Raw genomic sequence first — 25454 nt, 5'->3', positions numbered from 1 at the left:
ATTTACATGCCTCTTTCTTTTTTATGGAAAATACGATCTTTAAGGTTGAAATGAAATGCTCCATAAGTTAAAAATATTAAAACGACAATTGCAGGATGAATGGAAATGTATTGCAGTAAAAACAGACAAATTAATGTTAAAGCTACACCAACATATATTCCTAACCCTTTGATTGCCTTTTCCGCAAACTCATATGCCATCAAGCCAAGCATAACGGCAATAACAGGAATGACGGCAGACACCATGCTTGTAATGACTGCTGAATGGCTAACAACGTTGATGAATGAAATCAATATGACCATTGCCAGACATGTCGGTAAAATATGGGCAAGTACTGATACAATAGCTCCCAAAATACCTTTTTGTCGATAACCAAGATATGCTGCCATTTTGGTCGCAATTGGCCCTGGTAAAGTGTTGGCAATCGCCAGAATTTCACCGAATTCATCATTATCAAGCCATTTAAATTTTGTCACGGCTTCATAACGGATAAGAGGTATAACGGAAGGCCCCCCTCCAAAACCAAGTATGCCAGACCGGCACATTGCAATAATTATTTCTTTATAAACCATCTGCTTTTCCCCCTTCTGTATTAAACGGACATTATGTAATCGATAAATGCGTGATTAATATCTTTTCGTAAATATAATAACATAATTGCTGTTATTTGAATTAAATAATATAAAAAAATATAACAATATGAAAATGTGATAATGCGTTATACCCCGCGAAAAAGAGTTTGAAACTTGCTTCGAACTATAATACAATAGTAAAAATAATTTCAAAACGGTATGAAATACCATTTCTCCTCTAGTTTGAACAATTAAACCCAGCACATACTCTTCCATACCATTTGCAAATCATTTCCCCATAAAAACACGTTAATGATGGAAAGTAACAAAGATACATATAGGAATAAGCAAGTGAAAATAAGAAGGGGGCATAAAAACGTATGAGCAGTAAATATGAAAAGAGACTAAAAATAGCAGCGAAAAGGGAGAAGGCAGACCTTGTCATAAAGAATGCTTCTATAGTAAATGTATTTACAGGAGAATTGATGGAGGGAGATATAGCAATATCCGATGACTCGATTGCAGGAATTGGCGATTACGAAGGAAAGAGTTCCATTGATGCAAAAGGAAAGTTCATTATTCCTGGATTGATTGATGGCCATGTTCATATTGAAAGCAGCATGCTCACACCACAGGAATTTGCAAAGGTTCTACTGCTGCACGGTGTCACAACTGCGATTACAGATCCCCATGAAATAGCCAATGTTGCCGGAACGAAGGGAATACAATATATGTTGGACCAATCAGAAGGCTTGCCACTTGATATTCGTGTTATGCTTCCTTCTTGTGTGCCTGCCGTGCCGAATGACAGTAACGGGGCCGCTTTGTATGCAGATGACTTGGCTCCATTCTTCAAGCATGAGCGTGTCCTTGGTTTAGCAGAGGTAATGGATTTTCCGTCAGTCTATAACACCAGCACTGATATGGTCAGTAAGCTTCTCCTCACAAAGATGAGCAATGGAATAATAGACGGTCATGCTGCCGGAATAGATCGAGAGAGCTTAAATGTCTACAGTGCTGCCGGTATACGGAACGATCATGAAGCAACGACTCTAAAAGAAGGCAAGGACAGGCTGGATTTAGGGATGTACCTAATGATAAGGGAAGGTACAGTCGCTAAAGATTTAAAAGCATTATTGCCAGTCGTTACAGAAAAAAACGCCCGCAGATGCCTGTTTGTTACAGATGATAAACTGATCGATGATTTATTACATGAGGGCAGTGTAGACCATTGCGTTCGTTTAGCCATAAAGGAAGGACTAAATCCCATTACAGCCATTCAAATGGCGACAATTAATACTGCTGAATGCTACAAGCAGGAAGGAATCGGTGCTGTGTCACCAGGCTTTAAAGCAGATTTCTTAATTGTTGACAGTCTTGAGGATCTCTCCATAAAGCAAGTTTATAAAGATGGAAAATGTATTGTGGAAGACGGCAACCTGAAATTAGAGCAGTTCAAAGAGCAGACATACGAAGCTTCCACACTTCCCGCATTAAATTATGCACCATTTAAGCTAGAAGAGTTGCAGCTGCCACTTCAATCCGATGGCTGCCATGTAATTGGAGTTATACCAAACAGTATTGTGACAGAGCATTTAATAGAGAAGGTACAGGTAAAGGACGGAATTTTTCAGCCTTCTATTGAAGAAGATTTACTAAAGCTGGTTGTAGTAGAGAGGCATCATCGTACTGGAAATATTGGACGTGGAATTGTAAAGGGCTTTGGCTTCCAAAAAGGAGCAATTGCCACTAGCATTTCCCATGATTCACATAATATCGTAGCAGTTGGCACAAATGATGAGGATATAATGCTTGCGATCGAGGAGTTAAAAAATATTAATGGAGGCATCACTGCAGTCGCCGAAGGACAATTAATTGCTTCCCTACCATTACCGATAGCAGGTCTTATATCAGATCAAAGCTATGAAACATTGTACCAGCAAATGAATGCACTCAATAAACAAGTAAAGCAACTTGGAGGGAAAAGCAGCTTTAATCCATTTCTGACTCTTTCCTTTTTATCCTTGTCTGTTATTCCTACATTAAAACTTACGGATAAAGGGCTGTTTGACTTCAGCCAATTTGCGTATATAGATATAGAAGCAAATAAGTAAGTAGAAACGAACATCATCAAGATGTTCGTTTTTTTTGCTTTTAAACAAAAAAAGGATCCAGCTTTTTTTAAAGCTGGATCAAAAAAATATATTTTAAGAGGGGAAACTCTTAACATAAATTTATTCTACTAGGTAATTATGAATAAATAATGAACAAACCATTAAAAAATAAAAAATATAGTAATTGCTTCTTTTCCGATTAAAAAAAATAAAAGTTTTCACTCAATAGAGAAAAAGACCTATTAACAAAAGAAATGGCTAGGCCGATATATTTGGTAAGAAGCACCATTGCAAGCTAAATATAGGTACAGATGTTTATTTAACAAAAAAATGGGTCATATTAATAATAAATACAGACATAATGAAAGCGTTTTCGTATATAATGGATGTAAGCTAATCATTAATTCTGGTCTCACTTACTAATAAGGGGTGGATGGCATGGAAGAACAAGCGAATTTTTTTACTGGATTGAAATGGGGCGTCTTACTTAGCGTACCACTGTGGATTTCCTTTTTTGGATGGATAAAACTACTTTATCACTTTGTTTAAATTAAATAAAAAAGGACTTCGGGTTTTTCCCGAAGTCCTTTTTGGTTTATGCTTGTGGTATTGGCGGATCAATTCCAATAACAGGTACTCCGTCAACAGTCAGCCAAATATAATAATGATCGAACTCTTTACCAGTAATTTTTTCAATTTTAGCAATGATTTTTTCTTGTGCATCAAAAGTGCGTTTTGCTGTTTGTTCACCAAGCGGAATATTCTTCATTCCTAATAGGTCAGCAATTTGTCGTGCTTGATCATATGTTACTTCCACATATTTATCATATTCTGGCAAATAAGCTGCTTCCGCAGGCTTTACCTGCAAAGAAACGATTAATATGATTGCCAGTAAGCTCCAAATTAATTTTTTCATTATGTCTTCTCCTCTTCAATATTTTTCTATTTTATCTTTTAATGCTATAAAAGCATCAACCACAAGTGGATGATACATTGTACCCCTGTTCCTAATGATTTCCTCGAAGGCTTCCTCTTTCGATTTCCCCTTTTTATAAACCCTGTCCGTTGTCATCGCGTCAAAAGAATCAACAACAGCAATAATAGCAGCTTCAATCGCAATCTCGTCGCCCTTTAACCCTTTCGGATAACCTTTGCCATCATACCGCTCATGATGCTGCTCTACAATTAAACCAATATCTGCAAAAAAGGGAATCTTTGTTTCTGCTAATAATTCACGTCCAAATGTAGTATGTAGCTTCATAATTTCCCATTCATCGTCTGTGAGCTTGCTAGGTTTTTGCAGTATATTTAAAGGAACTTTGACTTTTCCAAGATCATGGAAAAATGCGGCAAGATTTAAACGTGTGGTTCGTTTTGTACTAAGACCGAGTGCATCACCAACAAACAATGAATAGTCCTTTATTCGCTCACAATGATCTCTTGTGTAACCGTCCTTTTCCTCAATAGAAATGGTTAACTCCATCAACTCTTTAGAAAGTTGGCTATAGTGATGGAACACTGGCTGGCTTGTAACATAAATAAACTCTGTTTCTTCTTCTGCATGGAAAATAGTATATTCCTTAATTGGACTTTCATAAAAGGATTGTCCGGCTTTAAGTACAATGGAAATTTCATCCCTATGATAAACTAGCTTGCCAGAAACAATAAAAAAATACTCCAGCCCTTCCCAGCCTTCTTCAGGACCCATTGCCCAGCTTGATCCAGGCTGCAGTTTATGATGTATTACTTCCGTCCCGTCACCCGCTGCAAGTAAAGAAAGCTGTAAGCCCTTAAAATGTACTGTTTCTATAAACTCTCCTTCATTTAAAATTCCCACACTATTTCCCTCTCTCTTTTAACAATAGAAGCTATTTTTCTAGACTCTAAGAATATACCTTATTTTATCTAAAATATAGTGTAATTGTAATAGGTAAAAGTTATTAAATTAGGTCTAAATGAGTAGTTTTTCTGATGGAAACAGAGTAAAAATTATACAAATTAATGATAGCAAAATATAATAGGAAAAAATAGTGTAATTTTCTTTATTTTTACTAGAATAAACGACTCATTCTTGACAGAAGGTATTTATAAGTAGTATGATTATCTCGAATTCAAGATAAAATAAAAAATTAAGAAAAATAAAGTTTTCTGCTTGTCAAAGAATGGAGGAATCGTATGTTAACAATTGATCCAAGTACGCTTTCTGCTAAGGAAGTGTATAAGTTCTTTATCGGAAGCGTTATTCCTAGACCGATTGCGTTTGTCACTTCTAAAGGGAGCAGTGGTGTTATAAACGGCGCACCGTTCAGCTTCTTTAATATTGTATCCTCTGATCCTCCGATTTTGTCTGTTGCTGTTCAAAGAAAGGATGGCAAACAAAAGGATACAGCGAGAAATATCTGTGAGAACAATGAATTTGTTATCCATATTTGCGATGAAGACAATATTGGAGCAATTAATGAAACTGCTGCAAATCTTCCTCCAGATGAAAGTGAGCTTGAGCTTGCGAAAATGACGCTTGCAGAAAGTTCTGTCATATCTGTATCAGGAATCAAGGAGGCAAAAATACGGATAGAATGTAAACTCGAGCAAATCGTAGAAATTAAGGATGACAATGGTGTTATAACATGTGATTTGATTTTGGGCAGAGCTGTCTGCTTCCATATTGAGGAGTCTTTATATAAGGATGGAAGAATTAATCCACATCTTTTGAAGCCTGTCAGCAGACTTGCAGGAAATGACTACAGCAAGCTTGGAGAGCTGTTCACCATTACTAGACCAAAATAAAAAGACATTATCATGTCTTAGATAGGAGATAAATATGAAGCATATCTTTAAAAAAGGTACAAACGAGCAAATGCCAACATTATTACTACTCCATGGAACTGGAGGTACAGAAACAGACTTGCTGCCACTTGCAGAATTAATTAGTCCACAATCATCGGTACTTAGCGTAAGAGGAAATGTATTAGAAAATGGTATGCCCCGTTTTTTCCGCCGGTTAGCAGAAGGGGTTTTTGATATAGAGGATTTGAAGGAGCGGACAAAGGAGCTTCATGACTTTCTTGACAGCAGTGCAGATGAGTACGGCTTTGACCGTAATAATATTATAGCGGTCGGCTATTCAAATGGAGCAAACATTGCAGCAAGTATCCTATTCCATTATGCAAACAGTTTAAAAGGTGCGATTCTCCACCATCCAATGGTTCCGTTAAGAGGTATGGAATTGCCTGATTTAAATGAGGTTCCTGTTTTTATTTCTGCAGGCACTAACGACCCAATTTGCCCGCGCAGTGAATCAGAGGAGCTGAAAGAGCTGCTCGAAGGAGCTGGTGCAAGTGTTCAGGTGCATTGGGAGAATTACGGTCATCAATTGACTAGATCAGAAGTCGATGCAGCAGCCGTTTGGTTAGCAGGTAAAAAATAATCCAAGGGGATAAGAGGTGTATTAAAATGATTAACGTGTTTAAGAAAGAGGACGGACATTCTGCAAGCAATGACTGGGTAGAAAGTCATTTTAGCTTTTCGTTTGGAAATTATTATGATTCGGACAATGTTCGTTTTGGTCCGATGCGTGTATTAAATGATGATACGATTCAGCCTAATAAAGGATTTGGAATACATCCACATAGAGAGGCTGAAGTTGTGTCGATTGCGATTACAGGACAGCTTAAGCATGAAGATAGCCTTGGAAACAGTGGTGTCATTGAATTTGGCCAGGTGCAGCGAATGACAGCAGGAACAGGAATCCTTCATTCCGAAATAAATCCATCTGAAACAGAGCCGGGGAGATTCTTACAGCTTTGGTTCTTCCCAGATACAAAACAGCTTCCTCCGTCCTATGAAGATGTAAAATTCGATGTAAAACAGTTAACAAACCAGCTCTTGCCAGTGGTAGCTCCTTCTGCAAGTACTGGAGTAGCAATGATACATCAAGATGTAACAATCTATTTATCCAAGCTGGAGCAAGGTAAGTCACTTGACTTCAATCAGGAAGAGGACAGGAGAATTCTTGTGTATGTGATTAGTGGAGCGGCATATCTGAACAACGAACACCTCATTGGGAAACAAGACTCAGCTCGCATTACAAATCTCTCTTCCTTGGATATTAAAGCAGAGGAAGACTGCTTTTTCATGCTGATTGATTTACCAGGAGGGGATCTTTAATGCTGATGATTCGCCACGCTATTGGAAGCAGACTGTTTTTACAAACGGAGGATTACACTATCACACCAGAGGGTGAAAAATGGTTAATTACTGCTGGTGCCAAGCAAGAGGAGCTAGATAACTTATTGGCTTTCAAAGAGGAATTAAATTTATTTGTTGTTGGGGAAAACGAAAAAACCTGGTATTACTCATCAGATGCCGAAGTAGAAAAAACAGATACGGGTAATATTCAGATTATTGCAGACCATAAGACAATATATCCGGTATAAAGAAATAAACCCAAATGCAAAAGCATTTGGGTTTATTCTTAGTTGCAAATTTGTTATAATTCTAATATTAGTTGTTGTTATTTGTGGAGTTGCCGCCTTTTCGACCAATTTCTTGATAAAATTCTTTATCATGATTATCGGAAGTGGCTTCTCCGCCTTTTTTGCCGATTTCTTGATAGAATTCTTTATCATGATTATCGGAAGTAGCCTCTCCGCCCTTTTTCCCGATTTCTTGATAGAATTCTTTATCATGATTATCGGAAGTGGCTTCTCCGCCCTTTTTCCCGATTTCTTGATAAAAGTCTTTATCATGATTTTTGGAAGTGGCTTCTCCGCCTTTTTGTCCAATTTCTTGATAAAATTCCTTATCGTGATTTTTTGAAGTTGCTTGTCCACCTTTTTTACCTGCTTCTTCTCGACTCATTTTGTTGTCTGCCATGTTAATCACTCCTTAGAATTTTTAGTTAATAAATTGTACATTGGTTATATAGCCGATTTCACCATCTATAAACATATTAGTCTAAAATATTTTTACGGAAATGTTTGGTAATAATTTATTTATACAAATTATATAGACATTACTTAAAGGGGAAATGATTAAATTTATGATTACAATCGATAAATTTATGGAAGTTGTAGCAAAGGCAGAACAGCTTGGCTGCAAGGTCGTTTATAACGAAGATAAGAAAATTAGCTTTAATGCAAATATGTATATAACAATTCCTTTCTTAATTACATTGGAAAATACATACGCACTGGCACATGAAATTGGCCATGTAATGGATTATGTTAATGGAGATTTAGATTATGATAAATGGTTGAATGACTGGTCTTACAGGGTGAATGCTGAAATGAGTGCATGGGTAAATGCCTATAAGCTGCTTAATGAGCTTGGAGTATCTTTAGACCAATGGCAAGCACATGTGGACAGCAAATTAAGAAATTATTTTATATTGCCTGAGGTTATTTAACACACAAAAAAGGCTTTATGCATGGAAAAACAGCATGCATAGAGCCTTTTTTTTATTTCTAGATATTGTTAATAAGTTAAGGATTAATTAAGAAACGTTCGCTAGAATCAAGCTATTCCATTCGGACCATCTTTCAAAGTTGCGATTTATAGAAAGGAAGAGTGATTTCATGACGAACGAAAAAGTAGATTATTCTATTGTTATTCCTGTTTATAACGAGGAAGAAGTAATTGAACATACGTATGAAAGACTTAAAACAGTGATGCAAAGTGCAGATGGAAATTATGAACTGCTGTTCATCAATGATGGGTCCAGAGACAAATCTGTGGATATATTGCTGCAGCTAAGTGAGCAGGACAAAACTATTAAGATTGTTGATTTCTCCAGAAACTTCGGTCACCAAATTGCGATTACAGCTGGAATGGACTATGCATCAGGGAATGCCATTGTCATCATTGATGCAGATCTCCAAGACCCGCCAGAGCTTATTCTCGAAATGATTCAAAAGTGGAAGGAAGGCTATGATGTTGTATATGCAAAACGCACGGCGAGAAAGGGAGAAACCTTCTTTAAGAAACAGACTGCATCAGCATTCTACAGAACATTACGGGCTATGACAGAAATTGATATTCCAATTGATACAGGAGATTTTCGTCTGATTGACCGAAAAGTGTGTGATCAAATGAATAATATTCACGAAAAAAACCGTTTTGTTAGAGGACTTGTTAGCTGGGTCGGGTTTAAGCAAACGGCTGTAGAGTATGAGAGGGATGAAAGATTTGCCGGTGAAACGAAATATCCGTTAAAAAGGATGCTTAAATTATCACTAGATGGAATAACATCCTTCTCTTATAAGCCATTGAAGCTAGCCAACTATTTAGGTGCTTTTCTTTCGGTAATAGGCTTTGTGTATATGCTGATTGTCCTTTATCAAAAGCTGTTTACGACTACGACTGTTACGGGATGGTCATCAATAATTGTTATTCAGCTGTTCTTTAGCGGGATTACGCTAATGATGCTAGGTGTTATTGGTGAGTATATCGGACGTATATATGACGAAGCAAAAAACAGGCCGCTTTATATCGTCAAGGACATTTATCAGCATGAACAGGCATCAGCTAAACCGTTTGTGCTGAAATGAAGAAGTGGCTGGTTTTTATTAAGTTTGGCCTTGTAGGGTCCATAAATACAATCATTGATTTCATTGTCTATGCGATTGTAACAGGTGTTGGCGCAAATTTTCTCGTGGCTCAAATCCTTTCCTATTCATGCGGAGTATTAAACAGTTATTTTGTGAACAGAACATGGACCTTTAAACAGACAAAGAGGGCAAGTATAGGTGAGTTTCTGCGATTTTTAGCTGTTAATGTGGTGACATTATCCATCACCTTGTACCTGCTTGATTTGTTTTATTCAAAGCAAGGCATGAACTTGTTCTTAAGTAAATTTTTAGTGACGGCAATTGGGACAATCGTTAATTTTATTGGAACGAAAATGCTAGTTTTTACAAAGGAAAAAACGGAGCTAACCAAAATACAAGATAAAAAAGAATGGAGAAAAATATGAAAAATTGGACAAAGGGAAGAGTTGATATCCTTTTAATCGCTATATTGCTGTTTTCTGCTGGATTAAACTTCTATAATCTGCAGAATGCTGGCACGAATTCTTATTATTCTGTAGCTGTGAAAAGTATGTTGACAAGCTTCCATAACTTTTTCTTTGTATCCTTCGATCCAGCCGGATTTATTACCGTTGATAAACCTCCAGTTGCATTATGGATTCAAGCGATTTTTGCCAAGATTTTTGGCTTCAATGACTTCGTACTTCTTTTGCCTGAGGCATTGGCAGGGATCGTTTCTGTATGGCTGTTATATATCATGGTTAAACCGAAATTCGGCAGAGCAGCAGCTCTTATTTCTAGTTTAGTACTGGCATGCTCCCCGATTTTTGTAGCTGTAGTCAGAACGAATAATGTTGACAGTATTTTGATTGTCACATTAATGACGGCAGCCTGGGCGTTAATGAAAGCTGTTGAAAAGCAAAAGCTTGGTTGGCTGCTATTAAGTTTTGCTCTTGTAGGTGTTGGCTTTAATGTGAAAATGCTGCAAGCATATATGGTATTGCCTGCATTTGCATTCTATTATTTCTTTGCAACTAGAGAGATAAAAATCTGGAAAAAAATCATTCATTTAGCGGCATCAACGCTACTTCTTCTTGTTATATCATTGTCGTGGGCACTTGCCGTCGATATGACTCCTGAAAGCGAAAGACCGTATATGGGCGGAAGTGAAACAAATTCAGTGTTAGAGCTTGCCTTCGGGTATAACGGCCTATCGCGATTAACTGGTCAAGATTCTGGCATGGGAGGCGGTGGAAGTGCACAAGCTCCGCAAGCTCAGACACAAACGCAAACAGATGACACTAGTACATCAGCAAACAGCAGTTCGAGTACAAGTGAGGAAGGGCTTCCGTCTATGCCTAGTGGTGGGCAGCAAGGCGACGGTGGCAGTTCAAGTCAATCTGGTATGTTTAATACAGGGGAAGCAGGACCGCTTCGTTTATTCCAAAGTGAGTTGTCTGGACAAATCAGCTGGCTGCTTCCATTGGTATTATTTGCAATCATAGGGCTAGTCGTGTCCTTCATTAAAACAAGAAAGTATACAATAAAGCATCATTTTGCAGCATTCTGGTTCATCTGGCTTGCACCTATGTTCGTATTCTTTAGCATCGCATTGTTCTACCATCATTATTACTTGAGTATGATGGGGCCTGCCATTGCCGCACTTGTCGGTATCGGCTTTACGACATTATGGGATTTCTATAAGGAAGAAAAGGGATGGGAAAGCTGGCTGCTTCCTGTTGGCATACTTGTCACTTTCTTTTTCGAGGCGTTAATTGTTTATCAAAACAGCTCGTCTGTATCGATCATTTGGATGTGGGTTGGCATCATATTAGGTGTTGTCCTGTTCATGCTTTTGATTGCTGGAAAATCAAGTGCGACTATTAAGGAGACAATTGCTGTGATAAGTATATTGGCATTATTAGTACTGCCAATATATTGGACAGCTATTACTATCACAAAGACTGGCAATGAGTCTACACCAACTGCTGGACCGACTAGCGGAATGGGCGGACCAGGAGGCGGTGGCGGAGGCATGGGTGCCTTTGGAGGTAATATGCAGCAAGGCGAAATGCCAAGCGGTATACCGTCGGGCAATATGCCAAGTGATGCTGGAGATGCACCATCTGGTTTCCCTGGTAGAGATGCAAATGATGATAGCAGTGATGGAATGGGCCGCATGGGCGGCGGCGGAGGAGATATGGAAAGCATTGACTCCGGCTTAATGTCTTATTTGGAAGACAACTATAATGGCGAGAAATTCTTCCTTGCTGTACAGAGAGCTCAATCGGCTTACTCCATCATGCTGAACACAGACTATGCTGTAATGGCAATGGGTGGTTTTGGCGGCTCTGATCCTGCTCCGACAGTAGAAGAGCTCGAAAAAATGGCAGAAGCAGGAGAAATTAAGTACTTCTTACTATCCGGACAAGGAATGGGAGGAAATAGTGAAGTTACAGAGTGGATACAGGAAAACTGTGTGGAGGTACCGAGCAGTGAGTATTCCTCAGATACAACAGACACTACTGACAGCACTGCTGCATCAGATATGAGAGGCATGGGCCAAACCTTGTATGAGTACCAAAAGTAATAAAAAGAAAAGCGATTCGTCAAAGCGAATCGCTTTCTCTCTTTCAAATAGAGCCAAAAACAAGATGATAGTATTTATTTATACTTGGGCTTATGTTATAAATAATGCTAATGAATCAGCTTAGCAAATGCCAAACTTAAAAGCCAAAGGAGATATAATACGATGAAATTACTAGTTGTGGAGGATAATAAGCCATTATTAGAATCCATAAAAGGGATATTGGAGAAGGAATATTCTGTGGATACTGCAGATAATGGCGAAGACGGATTATTTTTTGCACAGCAAAACATATATGATTTAATCGTCTTGGATGTCATGCTACCATATATGAATGGCTTTGAAATTGTGCAAATACTGCGCAAGGAAAAGGTCAATACACCCGTACTTTTTTTAACAGCAAAGGATTCGCTTGAGGACAGGGTTAAAGGCTTAGAATTCGGCGGAGACGATTATTTAGTCAAACCGTTCCAGGCTCCTGAGCTAGAGGCAAGAATTAAAGCACTGCTTAGAAGAAGCGGAGCATTAGATATAGATGCAGGGCTTAAGTATGATGAAATATTGCTGACTGGAAAAGAAAATGATGTGCTTGTGAAAGGTGTTCCAATTAAATTAACGGTCAAGCAATATGAATTGCTGGAGTATTTAATCCAAAACACAGGGAAAATTCTAACGAAGGAACAGATATTTGACCGTATTTGGGGATTTGACTCTGATACGACAATCGCCATAGTGGAAGTATTCATTCATCAGCTTCGCAAAAAATTAGAAGATTTTGCTTATCATAAAGATATTCAAACTGTTCGAGGTGTTGGATATATTTTGAAGAAAGCATAAGGGGATACACCTATGTTCCAAAAGACAAGAATTAAGTTAACCTTTCTTAATTCGCTTGTATTCATATTATTGATGGTCGTCCTTGGTGTGATGATTTATCATTACACAGAAAAGCAAATATATAAGGATATAAATAAATCACTGGAAGAAGCGGTGGAATCCGTTAGTCATCCAGATCAAAGGGAAGTCGGAAGGGGTCCAGTGGGCGATCCGCAAATCTCCCTCATTAAATGGACAGAAGATAAAGAGATAGATTCGATATCCCAAAACATCATAAATTATGCAAGTGAGTTCGAGAATTTTTATCCAAAGGATTACGATAGGATTGTTGAGAAACAGACAGTCAGCGGCTACAGTTATAACACTATTGCTGTCAAAGTTAAGATGGAGGATGGAACAAAGGAAACCTTTCAGTTTATTCGCAGCACCAATCCGGAAAAATCAATGCTGAACAGATTGATTATCATTATGACTTTAGGTGTGCTTGCGGGTAGCATTTTCGCAATACTAGCTGGTTATTTCCTTGCGGGGCGAGCATTAGTACCAATTCAAAAATCATGGGAATCACAGCAGCAATTCGTTTCAGATGCTTCTCATGAGCTAAGAACGCCGTTAGCTGTTATTCAATCAAGAACAGATCTTCTGTTCCAGGAACCTGATGCCACCATTCAGGAAAAGGCGATTGACATCTCTGTTATCTCGAAAGAGACACGAAGACTGAATAAGCTTGTTACCAGTTTATTAACACTTGCAAGGTCTGATTCAAATCAGATGGAAATATCGAAGCAAGAATTTGCCTTAGATGTTCTTATTCAAGAAGTAATTGACCAGTATGCAGATATAGCAGAGTTCCAAGGGAAAAGGATATATACAGATACAATTACACCAATCAAGCTGATTGGTGACAAAGAGCGAATACACCAGTTGCTTGTCATACTCGTTGATAATAGCATGAAGTTTACGGATGAAGGTGGCACAATTGCAATAAATGCCGCTGCTAAGGCTCATACAATTGAATTAGAGGTAAAAGACAACGGAATTGGTATTCCAAAGCAGGACATTTCAAAAATATTCAACCGTTTCTATCAAGTCGAACAATCACGGACAGATATAGAAGGAACTGGCTTAGGCTTGTCCATCGCAAAGTGGATTATCGACAAGCATTCAGGCACGATAAGAGTGGACAGTGAGCTGGAAAAAGGCACACGCTTTGAAATCACCTTTCCGAAGCTTGGACAGTAAAGAAAACATCCTCCGATTAAGGAGGATGTTTTTTTATTCCTTCAAATCCTTTGCATGAAAGCCTTGTTTTTGCAGCACTGGTCCAATGCTCGGATAATATGGCTGCTTATAAAAGTTGGCAACCCTGTTTGTCCAATTTGCTTGTTCACTGCCGCGTTCTTGTAAGTACTTCTTAAATACTTCATTATATTCCTTTAATGCATCTGTTTGGTCATTATGATAGGTTTCATTATGAACATAAGCCTCTTTAGGAAGTCTTGGCTTAACACCAGGATCTTCAGCAGGAAAACCGATGCATAAACCAGAAATAGGCACTACATACTTAGGAAGCTGTAAAAACTCAATCACTTCTGGAGCATTCCTTCTGATACCTCCGATTGGAACAGTACCTAATCCGAGTGATTCAGCAGCTGTTATTGCATTTGCCAAAGCAATTCCTGCATCTGTTGCTCCAACTAGTAGCAGGTCTGATTGATCTGCTGCACCGAAAGTAGAGTTTTCCAGGTTAGCTGAAAGCTCTGTTCGGTGGAAGTCCATACAGAAGACTAAAAATACAGGTGCTTCATTAATATGCTTTTGATTACCGCAAAGCTCTGCTAGTTTTTCCTTTCTTTTAGGATCCTCTACTACTATGACAGTTACATGCTGCCCGTTTATCCAGGATGGTGCAGCTTGTGCAGAATCCAAGATAGCATGAAGCATTTCATTTGGTACTCTTTTATTTTCATATTTACGGTAAGAACGATGTTGTGTTAATGTTTTTATTACTTCATTCATTTAATTAACCTCCTGTACCCGAATATTCACTTGAAAGAAAACCTTCTCCCAAGCAGTCAGTAATGACATTGTAGCATAATTGACAGGAAATCCTCCTCTCATATGTTTTACAAATAAAAAGGCTAAGGATGCAGAGTAAATGCAAACTTAGCCAATGATTATTAAAGCAGTGATTCAGCGCCATCGATATAAATTTCTGTTCCAGTAATATGACTGGAGGCATCAGAGCTCAGGAAGAGGACAAGATCTGCAACCTGTTTTGGCTCGCCAGATTTTTGTGCAAGCGGCTGACTTCCCTCAGGATATTCTACTGGGATAGCAATTTCCTTCAGTTTTTCCTCTTCACGGAATGTGTTCTCTTCAATATTTGTATCAATTGCTCCAGGACAGATGATATTTACCCTTATTTTATACTTGGCGAGCTCCAATGCGGCCATTTTACCAAATGCAACTTGACCGGCTTTGGAAGTGCTGTATGCGGACATACCAAAACTGGAGTATGTTCTGTTACCGTTAATGCTGCTGGTAATAATGATGCTTCCGCCATTTTTTTTCAAATGAGGAACGGCGTATTTTATTGTGAGGAAGGTACCTTTAAGATTGATTTGCATTGTTTTGTCCCAATCCTCTGGAGCGAGATGTTCAATCGGTGAGACTCTTCCATTGATTCCTGCATTTGCAAACACAATATCAAGATGTCCCCATTTGTTGATAATAAAATCAATCGCAGTGCTCATAGAACAAGGATCTGCTATATTTGCTTCTAATATAAGGGCTTCACCGCCAAGCTCCTTAATTTCTTTATCAACAGCTTCTAAATTTTCAGGGATTAAGTCGAGCAGTGCTACTTTTGCACCGCTTTTCACTAGAGAAATTGCGGCTGCATGCCCAATTCCAGATGCCGCACCTGTAATTAATGCCACTTTGTTTGACAAATCACTCATAATAATTCCTCCTAAAATTGTTTTTATTAAGCTAGCAAGTACTTCCTTAATAACCTTTTTACTTGAAATTAAAACCAATACAGAAAGAGTACCTCTCCCTTTTAATTTTCTGTAAAATAAAAGGGAGAGGAGAGGTAATAAATGATGAAAGCAATGATTGTAGATTCATATGGTAATTCTTCTGTATTTCGTGAAGTAGAAATGGAAAAGCCCAGTATTAAACCTGGCTATGTAATTATTAAAGTACTGGCTTCAAGTGTAAATCCAATTGATACAAAGATTAGAGCAGGGGCAGTTCCAGCTGCTTCCCCGGAGCTGCCTGCTGTTCTTCATGGTGATGTTGCAGGAATTGTGGAAGAAGTAGGCGAAGGTGTCGAAAGCTTTAAGGTTGGCGATGAAGTTTTTGGCTGTGCCGGCGGTTTTAAAGGGACAGGCGGGGCCTTAGCAGAATTTATGCTTGCTGATGTACGATTATTAGCGCGAAAACCTAAAAATATTACGATGCAGCAAGCAGCATGTTTGCCATTAGTTAGCATAACTGCTTGGGATGCGCTTTTTGTAAAAGGAAATTTGGCTGCAAATCAAAATATATTAATTCATGGCGGTACAGGCGGTGTCGGTCATATTGCAATACAGCTTGCAAAGTGGAAGGGTGCTAACGTTTATACAACTGTTTCCACAGAGGAAAAAGCCAATATAGCAAAGTCATTAGGCGCAGACACAGTAATTGACTATAAAACTGAAACAGTTGAAGAGTATGTAGAAAAATATACTGGAGGAAATGGATTTCAGACTGTGTTTGACACTGTTGGTGGAAAGAATTTAGATACATCCTTTCAGGCAGCAGCAACCCATGGCACAGTCCTTGCCATTGCCGCAAGATCAACACATGATTTGTCACCAATGCATGCAAAAGGTCTATCCTTACATGTTACCTTTATGCTTTTAAAAATATTGGACGAAACAAAAAGGGTGGAACATGGAGTTATTCTTCAAAAAATTGCAGAGATTGTAGAAGCAGGAAAGCTTAAGCCGTTAGTTGATGAAAAGGATTTTTCATTTGAAGAGGCTGGCAGGTCGCATGAATACTTGGAAACAGGTAAGGCGATTGGCAAAATATCATTGATTAATAAATGGCAATGAGAAAAGGAAACAAATGCGGCTGGGCGAACCAAGCCATATTTGTTTCCTTTTTGTCTGTGAAATTTTCCTGAAAAAAAATCAGACTTTTTACTCAAACGAACCAATTCATAGTAAAATAAGGTGAATACTTGAATAGGGGAAAAACAGTGACTATGAATTATTACCATACAGCTTTGATTACTAGTATGAAAATGGCAAATTTGCGATTGGAAAGCTGTAATCATTTGACTATACAGCATGCGGATTGGACAGGAGGGATCTAGGATGGAATTTATATTATTGATGATGGTAGCATTAATTCCACTCATTATTTCCCTGACAGTCCTGTTTTTTTCAAAAACTAGATTAGCTATAGCACTTTCCCTCTTTTTAGGGATGTTATCCTTTTGGCAAATGGATGTTGCTACCCTTTATGCAGATGAAGTGCTTTCCCTTAAGTGGATTGATACACTTTTTCGTATTTTCAGAGGTGGTTCCATTTTCATCATGCCAATAATGTATTACTTCTCCTATTATTTAGTACGAAAAAATGATGAGTTAAGAAAATACAGATGGCTTATTAACAAAGGAGTGCTTGTTACATTCCTTCTATATACTGTTATAGTCTACATTATTAACTTTATTGATTTTGGGATTGAATCGTATAAATGGAGAGATGACCAGCTATTGTCTCCTTCTCACCTGTTGCCAGTATATGGAGTTGGAAATGTGTTTTTTATGGTCAATATTGTATTAGGCTATCTTAATACATTCCTGCTGCTATTTATTACAACAAAAATAAGGGACATTGCAGATAAAAAATTTTATGTAAAGCTGGTAACTGCAGCTATTCTTATATTTATTAACGGTAACTTAAGTGGTTTTGCTTTTATACCGCTGTATTACTCAAGCTTTAATTCAATTTTTGCTGCCATCATATTATTTATTGGTTTTTTTCAAATGCAGTCATACAAGATAAATGCAATGAATGGAGAAGTGCTGAAGCAAAGTGAGCAGCTAGAGGCAATCATGAATATAAACCCGAATTATCTTCTAGTAATGGATGGAGAGACAATCATTAAAGTAAATGATTCCTTATGTGAGCTATTAAAAAGGGACAGCAGTGATCTTCTTGGCAAACCTTATTCTTGTATAACGAACGAGATTAGTATGGAAACGTTAAAGCCACAAAAATACTTGGATGTAAACGGGGATAAACATTATATATTATGGGGCAGAAAAGAGCTTAACTTCAATAATGAAGGTAGGCGTACCATTTACTTCGGAATGGATATAACAGAGCAAAAAAGAAATGAACAGTTGATCATTTCCTCTGAAAAGCTGAAAGTGGTTGGTGAAATGGCTGCGAGTGTTGCCCATGAAATAAGAAACCCATTAACAACTATACGAGGCTTTATCCAGCTTCTGAAAGAAAAAAGCAATAAAACAGGCTACGAAGATATACTATTAGAAGAAATAGATCGTATCAATCATGTGCTAAAGGAATTGCTCATCCTTGGCAAACCCGAAGCAATCGCAGCTGCAAGAAATGAGTCTTTAAGGAGTCAACCATTCGCTGAACTGCAAAATATTAAGCTTCTCTTTCAGGCGTTAGCAATTGAACAGAACAAGGAAATCATCCTTGAGGACAGACAAAATTACCCCACCTTTGTTACGATGGAAAAATCACATTTTAAGCAGGTAATTATAAATGTGTTGAAAAATAGTCTTGAAGCAATACCTAGTGGCAGCGGAAAAGTAAAGATGATTATAGACTGTAAAGCAGACTCTGTCAGAATTCGGGTGATAGATAATGGAGAAGGCATCAACAAAGAGCTTCTCAACCGAATTTGGGAGCCTTATTATACAAGTAAAGAAAAAGGCAATGGGATTGGCTTGACCGTCTGCAATAGACTATTGCAGGATAATGATGGTCAGATGTTCGTTAAAAGCAAGGAAGGGTTAGGTACGTGTATAACAATAACACTTCCTACTATAGGTTAATGGAAAAGGAAAGACATTTTATGTTTTTCCTTTTTTTGTTAGCTGACATTTTTCTTTGCGAATAAAGCATATGCTTCCTTGCTTATAGACAGTGTATCCTGTTGCTTTGTAGCAGTCGATGAAGCTGTTGATGATGACTGCAACGAAGTTAATTGTTCATCTATTTTCGTAATTTGCTGTTTGATTGTTTTTACCTGCTGTTCCTTTGTTTCTGTTGAGAGCTGTTGATTTTGCTCAAGCCTGCTAAGCTGCCTCTCCAATTGCTGCTTCTTGCTCTCAAGGGAAGATTCGTTATTATTACTTGTTGAGGATTTTGCAGTAGTATTTAAATACGTGCTGCTTGTTGAGACATTCTGTATACCCATTTTGCTGCTTCCTTTCTGTTGAATGTATGATTAAAGTATAGGTGTGCAACCTGAATTTTCCCTTAATAAATGAGAAAGATTCGTTTAAATACATTTTTCACCTGTGTATAAAAAAATAAGAAATAAACAAAATACTATAGTATTTTAAATTACAGGAGGAAAAATCCATGACAAATAATCGTCCAAATCCAGATAACAGAGAAGATAATGTAGAAAAGCTGCAAGATATGATTGAAAATACATTAGACAATATCGAAAAATCAGAAGAGACAATGGCAAATGCATCAGCTGATGAAAGAGCTAATATAGAAGCTAAAAACAGTAGAAGAGAAGAATCGATTAATGCATTCCGAGAAGAAGCTAAAGATGAAGCTGCTAATCGTGAAAATGGTTACCAATAAACAGTAACTTTTAGACCTCTAATCTTTTAGAGGTCTAATTTAATGATGGTATAGAGGGAATTTGCTACTAAAGAGAGAATATTAGAGTTTATTAAGAGTAGAAGGAGTGGGATCATGATTAAATCGATGTATCCATATTTCGTATTAAACGGAAATGGTAGAGAAGCAGTGGAATTTTATAAGAACGCACTCAATGCTGAAGTAATTAGTGTTCAGCTTTTTGGTGATATGCCCCAAGATTCTGAAAAGCCATTGCCAGAAGAGGCGAAAAATCGTGTGTTAAATGCACAACTGAAAGTTGGAAACATAGACTTGATGCTTTCAGACAATTTTCCGGGAATGCCATATTCGGTAGGGACTAATGTGACTACTGCTATCATTTTGGAGGATCCGGAGGACACAAAAAGAGTATTTGCGGCCTTAGAAGAGGGCGGTAAGGTAAAGATGCCGCTTCAGGAAACATTTTGGAGCCCTTTATATGGGCAAGTGGAGGATAAATACGGATTTGAATGGCAAGTGTCCACAGAAGGGAAGCTTACAAACAGCTAATATCAATAAAAAGACATCAGCCTAAATAGCGTTTAGCTGATGTCTTCATGTTATTATGTTAATCCTTAGCTGTCCAATTCCCGTCATTATCCTTGTGGTATTTATTTTTTACTGCGCTCCATGCCACTTTAAAAGCAGTTTCTTCTTTATGATATTCATCCAAGGCAGAATTAAATGCTTCTTTAAAAATTTCCTGAGCGTGATGTGGCAAGTTATCCTGTACCGATTCAGGCAAATCCTTCACATTTTTATATGGCATCTATTGCTCCTCCTTTACCCTTTAATTAATGATTCGGCACTATCTACATATACTTCCGTGCCTGTTAGGTGGGAAGCTTCATCAGAAGCTAAAAACAGGAATAGGTTTGCTACTTCCTCTGATTTTCCAGCCTCTTGCTTTAAAGGTATCCCGTTTTCCGGAATATCAAATGGGAAGTTTATTTCATTCACGATCTCTGACTCCTGCAGAGATTCAAAAATATTGGTATCGATAGTACCAGGGCAAATAGAATTGACTCGTATTTTGTGTTGTGCCAGCTCAATTGCTGCCATTTTTGCAAATGCTGCAATTGCTGCTTTAGAGGAACTGTAAGCAGAGAATCCTTCTTGGGCAAAACGGCGATTCCCACTAACAGAGCTGGTAATGGTGATTGTACCACCATTATCTTTCAAATAGGGAATAGCTTGTTTGACGGTTTCGAATGTTCCAATTACATTATTTTGAATGGTAGCAGCCCAATCCTTTGTTGAAAACTGCTCAATAGGAGATACTGTTCCGACAATACCTGCATTAGCAAAAAGAGTAGTTATTGTACCCCATTTTTTAGCTGTTTGTGCCATTGCATCAGCTACTTGTTTTTCATTAGTTATATCTGCTTGACAAAATATCGCTTCTCCACCTAATTCAGTAATTTCTTTTATGACAGCTTTGCCTCTTTCTGCATTTCTATCAATAATAGTAATTTTTGCCCCTTCTTGTGCTAAGCGAATGGCAGAGGCTTTTCCAATTCCGGAAGCACCGCCTGTTATGACAGCTATTTTATTCTCCATTCGGTTCATTTTTCTGTCACTCCTATACGTTACTAGTTTTTTGTTATTATCTTTTTCCACTTACCCTTTTCATAGAGGAATATGCATGAAAAAACCCCTTCTCTAAATTAGAGAAGGGGTTTTTTTCTTATGATAGGCGGTTACTGTAATCCTCAAACTTAAATTGTCTTACGACTTTAATTCCTTCTTCGTCATTGTATGACACAATAGAAGGGAGATTTACACCATTAAACATATGATTTTTCACCATTGTATAATGAGCCATATCGCAGAACACAATTTTATCACCAGGCTTTAATGGCTCTTTAAAGGAGTAGTCACCGATGACATCTCCTGAAAGGCAAGTCATTCCACCAAGTCTGTATGTGTATTCATGTTCACCAGGCATTCCAGCACCGATGATATTAGGTCTGTATGGCATCTCAAGAACATCAGGCATATGGCATGTAGCTGAAGTATCAAGAATAGCCAAATCCATTCCATTTTTCATAACGTCAAGAACAGTACTCACAAGATAGCCGGTATTTAAAGCAATTGCTTCACCAGGCTCAAGATAAACTTCGACATCATATTTTTCTTTTAAGTAAAGTATGCATTCAATTAATGTTTCGATATCATAATCTGGTCTTGTAATATGATGACCACCGCCAAGATTCAGCCACTTGACCTTTTTAATATGTTCGCCAAACTTCTCGTCAACTACTTTAAGTGTTCTCTTTAAAGTGTCGGAGTTTTGCTCACACATTGTATGGAAGTGAAGGCCATCAATTTCATCAAGACGATCAGCATCGAAATTATCCAGTGTAACACCGAATCTTGAATACGGAGCACATGGGTTATAGAGTTCTGTTTCAATCTCAGAGTACTCTGGATTAATACGAATTCCGACATCAATTTTCTTGTCAGCATTTTTTACTTTATCTTTAAAACGGTCCCATTGTGCAAAGGAATTGAAAACAATATGGTCCGTGTAGATCATCAGTTCATCGAACTCGCTGTCCATATATGCTGGTGCATAAGAATGAACCTCTTTTCCCATCTTTTCAAAACCTAATCTAGCTTCAAACAAAGAGCTTGAAGTTACTCCTGTAAGGTACTTTGAAACAAGTGGAAATACAGAGTGCATCGAAAATCCTTTTAATGCAAGGAGAATCTTAGCACCAGTTTTTTCTTGAACATAGTTCAATGTCTCCAAGTTTTTCTTAAGAAGACGCTCGTCCACTACATAACTAGGAGATGGTACTTTATCAAATTCAATGTTTTTCATTTCTTTCCTCTCAATCTATAAGAGTTGGAGAGAAGTTCTCCTGCCATGGCAATCCGTGTTTGTTCAATGCATCCATGAATGGATCTGGATCGAATTCTTCCACATTGTATACGCCTGGCTTTTTCCATTGTCCTTTAATGATAAGCATTGCACCGATCATTGCTGGAACACCTGTTGTATAAGAAATTGCTTGTGAGCCAACCTCTCTGTAGCATTCTTGGTGGTCACATACATTGTATACATAGTAAGTTTTTGGCTTACCGTCTTTAATTCCTTGGATGATACAGCCAATGTTAGTTTTTCCTTTCGTTCTAGGTCCAAGAGAAGCAGGATCTGGAAGCAATTCTTTCAAGAACTGCAAAGGAATGATTTCTTTGCCTTCATAGTTAATAGGCTCGATAGATGTCATGCCGACATTTTCAAGAACTTTAAGGTGGTTCAAGTAGTTGTCAGAGAAGGTCATCCAGAAACGGATTCTTTTCACGCCTTTAATGTTAACAGCTAAAGATTCTAATTCTTCATGATATAGAAGATAGATGTTTTTTGGTCCAACTTCTGCCAAATCATATTCTCTCTTCTCAGAAAGTGGTGCAGTCTCTACCCACTCACCGTTTTCGAAATAACGGCCATTTGCTGTAATTTCACGAATATTAATTTCTGGGTTGAAGTTTGTAGCGAATGGATACCCGTGATCACCGCCATTAGCATCAACGATATCAATATAGTGAATCTCATCAAAATGATGCTTTTGTGCATAAGCAGTAAATACACCAGTTACTCCTGGATCAAATCCGCTGCCTAAAAGTGCAGTTAAGCCAGCTTCTTCAAATTTTTGTTTATAATCCCATTGCCATTTATATTCGAACTTAGCAGTTTCTGGTGGCTCATAGTTAGCTGTATCCAGGTAGTGAACTCCAGTTGCAAGACATGCATCCATGATTGTTAAGTCTTGGTATGGCAATGCCACGTTAATTACTACATCTGGCTTGAAGCTATTGATTAATTCAATTACTTCTTCTGTCTTATCTGCATCGACTTGAGCAATAGAAACCTTCGTTTTGCCACCGTCTAATTTATTTTTAAGCGCTTCACATTTTGAAAGTGTTCTGCTTGCAATACAAATTTCTTCAAATACATCAGGTACTTGGCAGCATTTATGTGCAACAACACTTGCCACACCGCCAGCACCAATAATTAATGCCTTACCCAAAATGAAAAACCTCCTTTAACTAACTATATTGAAAAAATTCAATAAGCATGATTATACAGAATGTACGACAAATAATCCATAAAATCCGACAAAATATAAATATTTTTTACACTTATTATGTTGGAAATTTTTGATATTGATTAGTGTGTGATTAATAGGGATGGATATACTTGTAGAAACATAAAAAGACGCAAAAAAAGACATTTGCATGGAATGCTTTATAAGCAACCAAACAAATGCCTTTGAAATTATGTATATTGGTGGAGACTATCGGGATCGAACCGACGACCTCTTGCATGCCATGCAAGCGCTCTCCCAGCTGAGCTAAGCCCCCATATTTGATGTTAATTTATATTATACATGCAAATAGCAAGAATGCAATAAATAAAACAAATAAGATAAAGGGCTAAAGAAGAGGAGGACAAACCATCATCTTTAGCCTAGGAACGGTTAGTTCAAGCTTTCTATCTCAATTTCCCTAACGCCACTAATACCTGAGATATCTTTATAAAATTCAGTCAGCTCTCTTTTTTGATCAACAATCAGGATCAAGTTAATAGAATGTTCACCTGTTTCTAAGTCTTTTATGCGTAAGTTTTTAATCCCAGCCTTCAATTGGCGGATAGAATCAATGATTGTTGTAACATCCTCTTTTTCTGTTGCCTTGAGCTTTACTTTAATTTCTTTTTCACGTAACTGTCTAGGACCAATAAGACTCATAATGAAAGGAACAAACTTTACACTCACTAATAGTAGAGTAACGCCTGCGAGTGCTTCTAAATAATACCCTGCACCCACTGCAATGCCAATACCGCCGGCCCCCCAGATAAGAGCCGCGGTTGTTAGACCTGATATACTGTCATTTCCTCGACGAAGAATAACGCCAGCACCTAAAAACCCAATACCAGATACTATTTGAGCAGGGAGGCGAAGGGGATCCATTGTTATGTTTACATGGTCACTTCCAGGAAACTTGTAGGCAGATTCTATTGAAACAATTGTCAACAGGCAGCTGACAATGCTGATAACAAGACTTGTTTTCAAGCCGACAGGTTTTCTTTTTATTTCTCTTTCTAATCCGATTATTAAGCCAAGTCCTGTAGATATTCCTAATTTTATTAAGAAGTCGATGTCGATAAGCATAATACCTCCTGTGAAAGTCTTTCTTAAATAAATATGTAATGGAAAGTTCTTTTATTTATGTTTTTGCTTCGTTATGTATTTTTAGGTAGTAGGCATAATTGGATGTATTACTATTAGATTAATCGGTCCATTAGGTAGCCTATATATAACCAATAATAAGGATTTAGAAACATGGAATGAAGGAAAGGATTTTCTATATCTTCATATAGTAAGGTTGGAATTGCAATCGATAGTTGCATTTTATTTATTAGTATTTCTTATTAATATAAATAAAATCTTATTACTTTCTTTGTTACAGTATTTGTTAGGAAATGAAGCTTGAGAAAGAAAAATTGATTAGTTTAATAAAAAAACAAAAAAAGCTATTGCTTAATAAATTTCTACATGGTATATTATATCTCGTCCTCAACAAAAGAGTTTAAACGAAATAAAAAACTTTGAAAAGTTGTTGACACTAACTAATTGATATGGTAAATTGATAAAGTCGCTTCTGAAACAAGCGGTAACAATTAGAAAAATTGCTCTTTGAAAACTGAACAAACAAACGTCAACAATAATCGTTTTTATAACTTTCGTTATAGAAACAAAACAAGTAACAAAAGCTAGAGTTTAGCAATGAGCTAATCTTACTCTTTATCGGAGAGTTTGATCCTGGCTCAGGACGAACGCTGGCGGCGTGCCTAATACATGCAAGTCGAGCGGACTTAAAAAGCTTGCTTTTTAAGTTAGCGGCGGACGGGTGA

The 25454-nt window shown here is 37.6% G+C and carries 27 protein-coding genes, 1 tRNA gene and 1 rRNA gene; 16 read left to right on the top strand and 13 right to left on the bottom strand.

Annotation, left to right across the window (positions count from 1 at the left end; all coding sequences use genetic code 11):
* Positions 1-2: 2 nt before the first annotated feature.
* On the bottom strand, positions 3-572 hold the full coding sequence (locus tag EM808_RS09475) for a chromate transporter (RefSeq protein ID WP_127737972.1): 570 nt from the start codon (positions 570-572) through the stop codon (positions 3-5).
* 380 nt (positions 573-952) lie between these two features.
* Here EM808_RS09475 and ade point away from each other — a divergent pair, with 380 nt between their 5' ends.
* Positions 953-2686, top strand: a complete 1734-nt coding sequence (ade, locus tag EM808_RS09470; protein WP_127737971.1) for an adenine deaminase — start codon at positions 953-955, stop codon at positions 2684-2686.
* A 595-nt stretch (positions 2687-3281) separates the two neighbouring features.
* Here the strand turns inward: ade and EM808_RS09465 are convergent.
* Both EM808_RS09465 and EM808_RS09460 read right to left on the bottom strand, forming a co-directional pair.
* Positions 3282-3602 (bottom strand): 8-amino-7-oxononanoate synthase, encoded by a 321-nt coding sequence (locus tag EM808_RS09465; RefSeq protein ID WP_127737970.1) that lies wholly within the window; start codon positions 3600-3602, stop codon positions 3282-3284.
* Between the two features lie 15 nt (positions 3603-3617).
* Positions 3618-4523 (bottom strand): HD-GYP domain-containing protein, encoded by a 906-nt coding sequence (locus EM808_RS09460; RefSeq protein ID WP_127737969.1) that lies wholly within the window; start codon positions 4521-4523, stop codon positions 3618-3620.
* Between the two features lie 338 nt (positions 4524-4861).
* On the opposite strand from EM808_RS09460, the gene EM808_RS09455 reads away from it, so the two are divergent.
* The 4 genes from EM808_RS09455 to EM808_RS09440 are packed head-to-tail and all read left to right on the top strand — an operon-like array spanning position 4862 to position 7122.
* Positions 4862-5473, top strand: coding sequence for a flavin reductase family protein (locus EM808_RS09455; RefSeq protein WP_127737968.1), 612 nt, complete (start codon positions 4862-4864; stop codon positions 5471-5473).
* A gap of 34 nt (positions 5474-5507) precedes the next feature.
* Entirely contained in the window at positions 5508-6113 is a 606-nt protein-coding gene (locus EM808_RS09450; RefSeq protein ID WP_127737967.1) for an alpha/beta hydrolase, read from the top strand.
* Between the two features lie 26 nt (positions 6114-6139).
* Positions 6140-6853, top strand: a complete 714-nt coding sequence (locus EM808_RS09445) for a pirin family protein (RefSeq protein ID WP_127737966.1) — start codon at positions 6140-6142, stop codon at positions 6851-6853.
* Positions 6853-7122: a hypothetical protein gene (locus EM808_RS09440; protein WP_127737965.1), complete on the top strand. Its 270-nt coding sequence runs from the start codon at positions 6853-6855 to the stop codon at positions 7120-7122. Before EM808_RS09445 ends, EM808_RS09440 begins: the two co-directional genes overlap by 1 nt.
* Before the next feature lie 67 nt (positions 7123-7189).
* On the opposite strand, the gene gsiB is transcribed toward EM808_RS09440, so the two are convergent.
* Complete coding sequence (gene gsiB / locus EM808_RS09435) at positions 7190-7561, bottom strand: glucose starvation-inducible protein GsiB (RefSeq protein WP_127737964.1); 372 nt, start codon at positions 7559-7561, stop codon at positions 7190-7192.
* 154 nt (positions 7562-7715) lie between these two features.
* On the opposite strand from gsiB, the gene EM808_RS09430 reads away from it, so the two are divergent.
* From EM808_RS09430 to EM808_RS09405, 6 genes are all read left to right on the top strand, one after another.
* Complete coding sequence (locus EM808_RS09430) at positions 7716-8093, top strand: type III secretion system effector protein (protein WP_127737963.1); 378 nt, start codon at positions 7716-7718, stop codon at positions 8091-8093.
* A gap of 169 nt (positions 8094-8262) precedes the next feature.
* The gene (locus tag EM808_RS09425; RefSeq protein WP_127737962.1) at positions 8263-9234 is read left to right on the top strand and encodes a glycosyltransferase family 2 protein; all 972 of its coding nucleotides are present in this window, start codon (positions 8263-8265) and stop codon (positions 9232-9234) included.
* Positions 9231-9659, top strand: a complete 429-nt coding sequence (locus EM808_RS09420; RefSeq protein ID WP_127737961.1) for a GtrA family protein — start codon at positions 9231-9233, stop codon at positions 9657-9659. Before EM808_RS09425 ends, EM808_RS09420 begins: the two co-directional genes overlap by 4 nt.
* A complete protein-coding gene (locus tag EM808_RS09415) occupies positions 9656-11803 on the top strand; it encodes a glycosyltransferase family 39 protein (RefSeq protein ID WP_127737960.1) in 2148 nt (715 codons plus the stop codon). Before EM808_RS09420 ends, EM808_RS09415 begins: the two co-directional genes overlap by 4 nt.
* A 162-nt stretch (positions 11804-11965) precedes the next feature.
* Positions 11966-12637 carry a response regulator transcription factor gene (locus EM808_RS09410; RefSeq protein ID WP_127737959.1) on the top strand — a complete coding sequence of 224 codons (672 nt, stop codon included), beginning with the start codon at positions 11966-11968 and terminating at the stop codon, positions 12635-12637.
* 12 nt (positions 12638-12649) lie between these two features.
* A complete protein-coding gene (locus tag EM808_RS09405) occupies positions 12650-13879 on the top strand; it encodes a sensor histidine kinase (RefSeq protein WP_127737958.1) in 1230 nt (409 codons plus the stop codon).
* Between the two features lie 33 nt (positions 13880-13912).
* Here the strand turns inward: EM808_RS09405 and EM808_RS09400 are convergent, their stop codons facing one another.
* Positions 13913-14656 (bottom strand): NADPH-dependent oxidoreductase, encoded by a 744-nt coding sequence (locus EM808_RS09400; protein WP_127737957.1) that lies wholly within the window; start codon positions 14654-14656, stop codon positions 13913-13915.
* Between the two features lie 161 nt (positions 14657-14817).
* Positions 14818-15600 (bottom strand): SDR family oxidoreductase, encoded by a 783-nt coding sequence (locus EM808_RS09395; protein WP_127737956.1) that lies wholly within the window; start codon positions 15598-15600, stop codon positions 14818-14820.
* A gap of 144 nt (positions 15601-15744) precedes the next feature.
* On the opposite strand from EM808_RS09395, the gene EM808_RS09390 reads away from it, so the two are divergent.
* Positions 15745-16743 (top strand): zinc-dependent alcohol dehydrogenase family protein, encoded by a 999-nt coding sequence (locus EM808_RS09390; RefSeq protein WP_127738340.1) that lies wholly within the window; start codon positions 15745-15747, stop codon positions 16741-16743.
* A 264-nt stretch (positions 16744-17007) separates the two neighbouring features.
* Positions 17008-18726, top strand: a complete 1719-nt coding sequence (locus tag EM808_RS09385; protein ID WP_164849618.1) for an ATP-binding protein — start codon at positions 17008-17010, stop codon at positions 18724-18726.
* Positions 18727-18764: 38 nt separating this feature from the next.
* Here EM808_RS09385 and EM808_RS09380 read toward each other — a convergent pair whose 3' ends face one another.
* Complete coding sequence (locus EM808_RS09380; RefSeq protein WP_127737954.1) at positions 18765-19091, bottom strand: FlxA-like family protein; 327 nt, start codon at positions 19089-19091, stop codon at positions 18765-18767.
* A gap of 167 nt (positions 19092-19258) precedes the next feature.
* Here EM808_RS09380 and tlp point away from each other — a divergent pair, with 167 nt between their 5' ends.
* Together tlp and EM808_RS09370 are read left to right on the top strand one after the other, a co-directional pair.
* Positions 19259-19492: a small acid-soluble spore protein Tlp gene (tlp, locus tag EM808_RS09375; protein ID WP_127737953.1), complete on the top strand. Its 234-nt coding sequence runs from the start codon at positions 19259-19261 to the stop codon at positions 19490-19492.
* A 114-nt stretch (positions 19493-19606) separates the two neighbouring features.
* Positions 19607-20041, top strand: a complete 435-nt coding sequence (locus EM808_RS09370; protein ID WP_127737952.1) for a VOC family protein — start codon at positions 19607-19609, stop codon at positions 20039-20041.
* Between the two features lie 58 nt (positions 20042-20099).
* Here EM808_RS09370 and EM808_RS09365 read toward each other — a convergent pair whose 3' ends face one another.
* The 6 genes from EM808_RS09365 to EM808_RS09340 form a co-directional block, all read right to left on the bottom strand.
* Entirely contained in the window at positions 20100-20300 is a 201-nt protein-coding gene (locus EM808_RS09365; protein ID WP_127737951.1) for a ChaB family protein, read from the bottom strand.
* Positions 20301-20314: 14 nt separating this feature from the next.
* On the bottom strand, positions 20315-21100 hold the full coding sequence (locus tag EM808_RS09360; protein ID WP_127737950.1) for an SDR family NAD(P)-dependent oxidoreductase: 786 nt from the start codon (positions 21098-21100) through the stop codon (positions 20315-20317).
* Positions 21101-21218: 118 nt separating this feature from the next.
* Positions 21219-22358: a carboxynorspermidine decarboxylase gene (nspC, locus tag EM808_RS09355; protein ID WP_127737949.1), complete on the bottom strand. Its 1140-nt coding sequence runs from the start codon at positions 22356-22358 to the stop codon at positions 21219-21221.
* 10 nt (positions 22359-22368) lie between these two features.
* Positions 22369-23568, bottom strand: a complete 1200-nt coding sequence (locus EM808_RS09350) for a saccharopine dehydrogenase family protein (RefSeq protein WP_127737948.1) — start codon at positions 23566-23568, stop codon at positions 22369-22371.
* 258 nt (positions 23569-23826) lie between these two features.
* A tRNA-Ala gene (locus EM808_RS09345) sits at positions 23827-23902 on the bottom strand.
* A 116-nt stretch (positions 23903-24018) separates the two neighbouring features.
* Complete coding sequence (locus tag EM808_RS09340) at positions 24019-24711, bottom strand: MgtC/SapB family protein (RefSeq protein WP_182102008.1); 693 nt, start codon at positions 24709-24711, stop codon at positions 24019-24021.
* 633 nt (positions 24712-25344) lie between these two features.
* Here EM808_RS09340 and EM808_RS09335 point away from each other — a divergent pair.
* A 16S ribosomal RNA gene (locus EM808_RS09335) occupies positions 25345-25454 on the top strand; the annotation flags it as partial.

This window comes from Niallia taxi (assembly GCF_004005475.1).
Taxonomy (GTDB): Bacteria; Bacillota; Bacilli; order Bacillales; family Cytobacillaceae; genus Niallia; species Niallia taxi.
This window is presented reverse-complemented; position numbering and strand designations above follow the sequence as displayed.

Bases quoted from the DNA above. Each gene is read 5' to 3' on its own strand.
- EM808_RS09475 (WP_127737972.1), bottom strand. From the start codon at position 572: ATGGTTTATAAAGAAATAATTATTGCAATGTGCCGGTCTGGCATACTT.
- ade (WP_127737971.1), top strand. From the start codon at position 953: ATGAGCAGTAAATATGAAAAGAGACTAAAAATAGCAGCGAAAAGGGAG.
- EM808_RS09465 (WP_127737970.1), bottom strand. From the start codon at position 3,602: ATGAAAAAATTAATTTGGAGCTTACTGGCAATCATATTAATCGTTTCT.
- EM808_RS09455 (WP_127737968.1), top strand. From the start codon at position 4,862: ATGTTAACAATTGATCCAAGTACGCTTTCTGCTAAGGAAGTGTATAAG.
- EM808_RS09450 (WP_127737967.1), top strand. From the start codon at position 5,508: ATGAAGCATATCTTTAAAAAAGGTACAAACGAGCAAATGCCAACATTA.
- EM808_RS09445 (WP_127737966.1), top strand. From the start codon at position 6,140: ATGATTAACGTGTTTAAGAAAGAGGACGGACATTCTGCAAGCAATGAC.
- EM808_RS09440 (WP_127737965.1), top strand. From the start codon at position 6,853: ATGCTGATGATTCGCCACGCTATTGGAAGCAGACTGTTTTTACAAACG.
- gsiB (WP_127737964.1), bottom strand. From the start codon at position 7,561: ATGGCAGACAACAAAATGAGTCGAGAAGAAGCAGGTAAAAAAGGTGGA.
- EM808_RS09430 (WP_127737963.1), top strand. From the start codon at position 7,716: ATGATTAAATTTATGATTACAATCGATAAATTTATGGAAGTTGTAGCA.
- EM808_RS09425 (WP_127737962.1), top strand. From the start codon at position 8,263: ATGACGAACGAAAAAGTAGATTATTCTATTGTTATTCCTGTTTATAAC.
- EM808_RS09420 (WP_127737961.1), top strand. From the start codon at position 9,231: ATGAAGAAGTGGCTGGTTTTTATTAAGTTTGGCCTTGTAGGGTCCATA.
- EM808_RS09415 (WP_127737960.1), top strand. From the start codon at position 9,656: ATGAAAAATTGGACAAAGGGAAGAGTTGATATCCTTTTAATCGCTATA.
- EM808_RS09410 (WP_127737959.1), top strand. From the start codon at position 11,966: ATGAAATTACTAGTTGTGGAGGATAATAAGCCATTATTAGAATCCATA.
- EM808_RS09405 (WP_127737958.1), top strand. From the start codon at position 12,650: ATGTTCCAAAAGACAAGAATTAAGTTAACCTTTCTTAATTCGCTTGTA.
- EM808_RS09400 (WP_127737957.1), bottom strand. From the start codon at position 14,656: ATGAATGAAGTAATAAAAACATTAACACAACATCGTTCTTACCGTAAA.
- EM808_RS09395 (WP_127737956.1), bottom strand. From the start codon at position 15,600: ATGAGTGATTTGTCAAACAAAGTGGCATTAATTACAGGTGCGGCATCT.
- EM808_RS09390 (WP_127738340.1), top strand. From the start codon at position 15,745: ATGAAAGCAATGATTGTAGATTCATATGGTAATTCTTCTGTATTTCGT.
- EM808_RS09385 (WP_164849618.1), top strand. From the start codon at position 17,008: ATGGAATTTATATTATTGATGATGGTAGCATTAATTCCACTCATTATT.
- EM808_RS09380 (WP_127737954.1), bottom strand. From the start codon at position 19,091: ATGGGTATACAGAATGTCTCAACAAGCAGCACGTATTTAAATACTACT.
- tlp (WP_127737953.1), top strand. From the start codon at position 19,259: ATGACAAATAATCGTCCAAATCCAGATAACAGAGAAGATAATGTAGAA.
- EM808_RS09370 (WP_127737952.1), top strand. From the start codon at position 19,607: ATGATTAAATCGATGTATCCATATTTCGTATTAAACGGAAATGGTAGA.
- EM808_RS09365 (WP_127737951.1), bottom strand. From the start codon at position 20,300: ATGCCATATAAAAATGTGAAGGATTTGCCTGAATCGGTACAGGATAAC.
- EM808_RS09360 (WP_127737950.1), bottom strand. From the start codon at position 21,100: ATGAACCGAATGGAGAATAAAATAGCTGTCATAACAGGCGGTGCTTCC.
- nspC (WP_127737949.1), bottom strand. From the start codon at position 22,358: ATGAAAAACATTGAATTTGATAAAGTACCATCTCCTAGTTATGTAGTG.
- EM808_RS09340 (WP_182102008.1), bottom strand. From the start codon at position 24,711: ATGCTTATCGACATCGACTTCTTAATAAAATTAGGAATATCTACAGGA.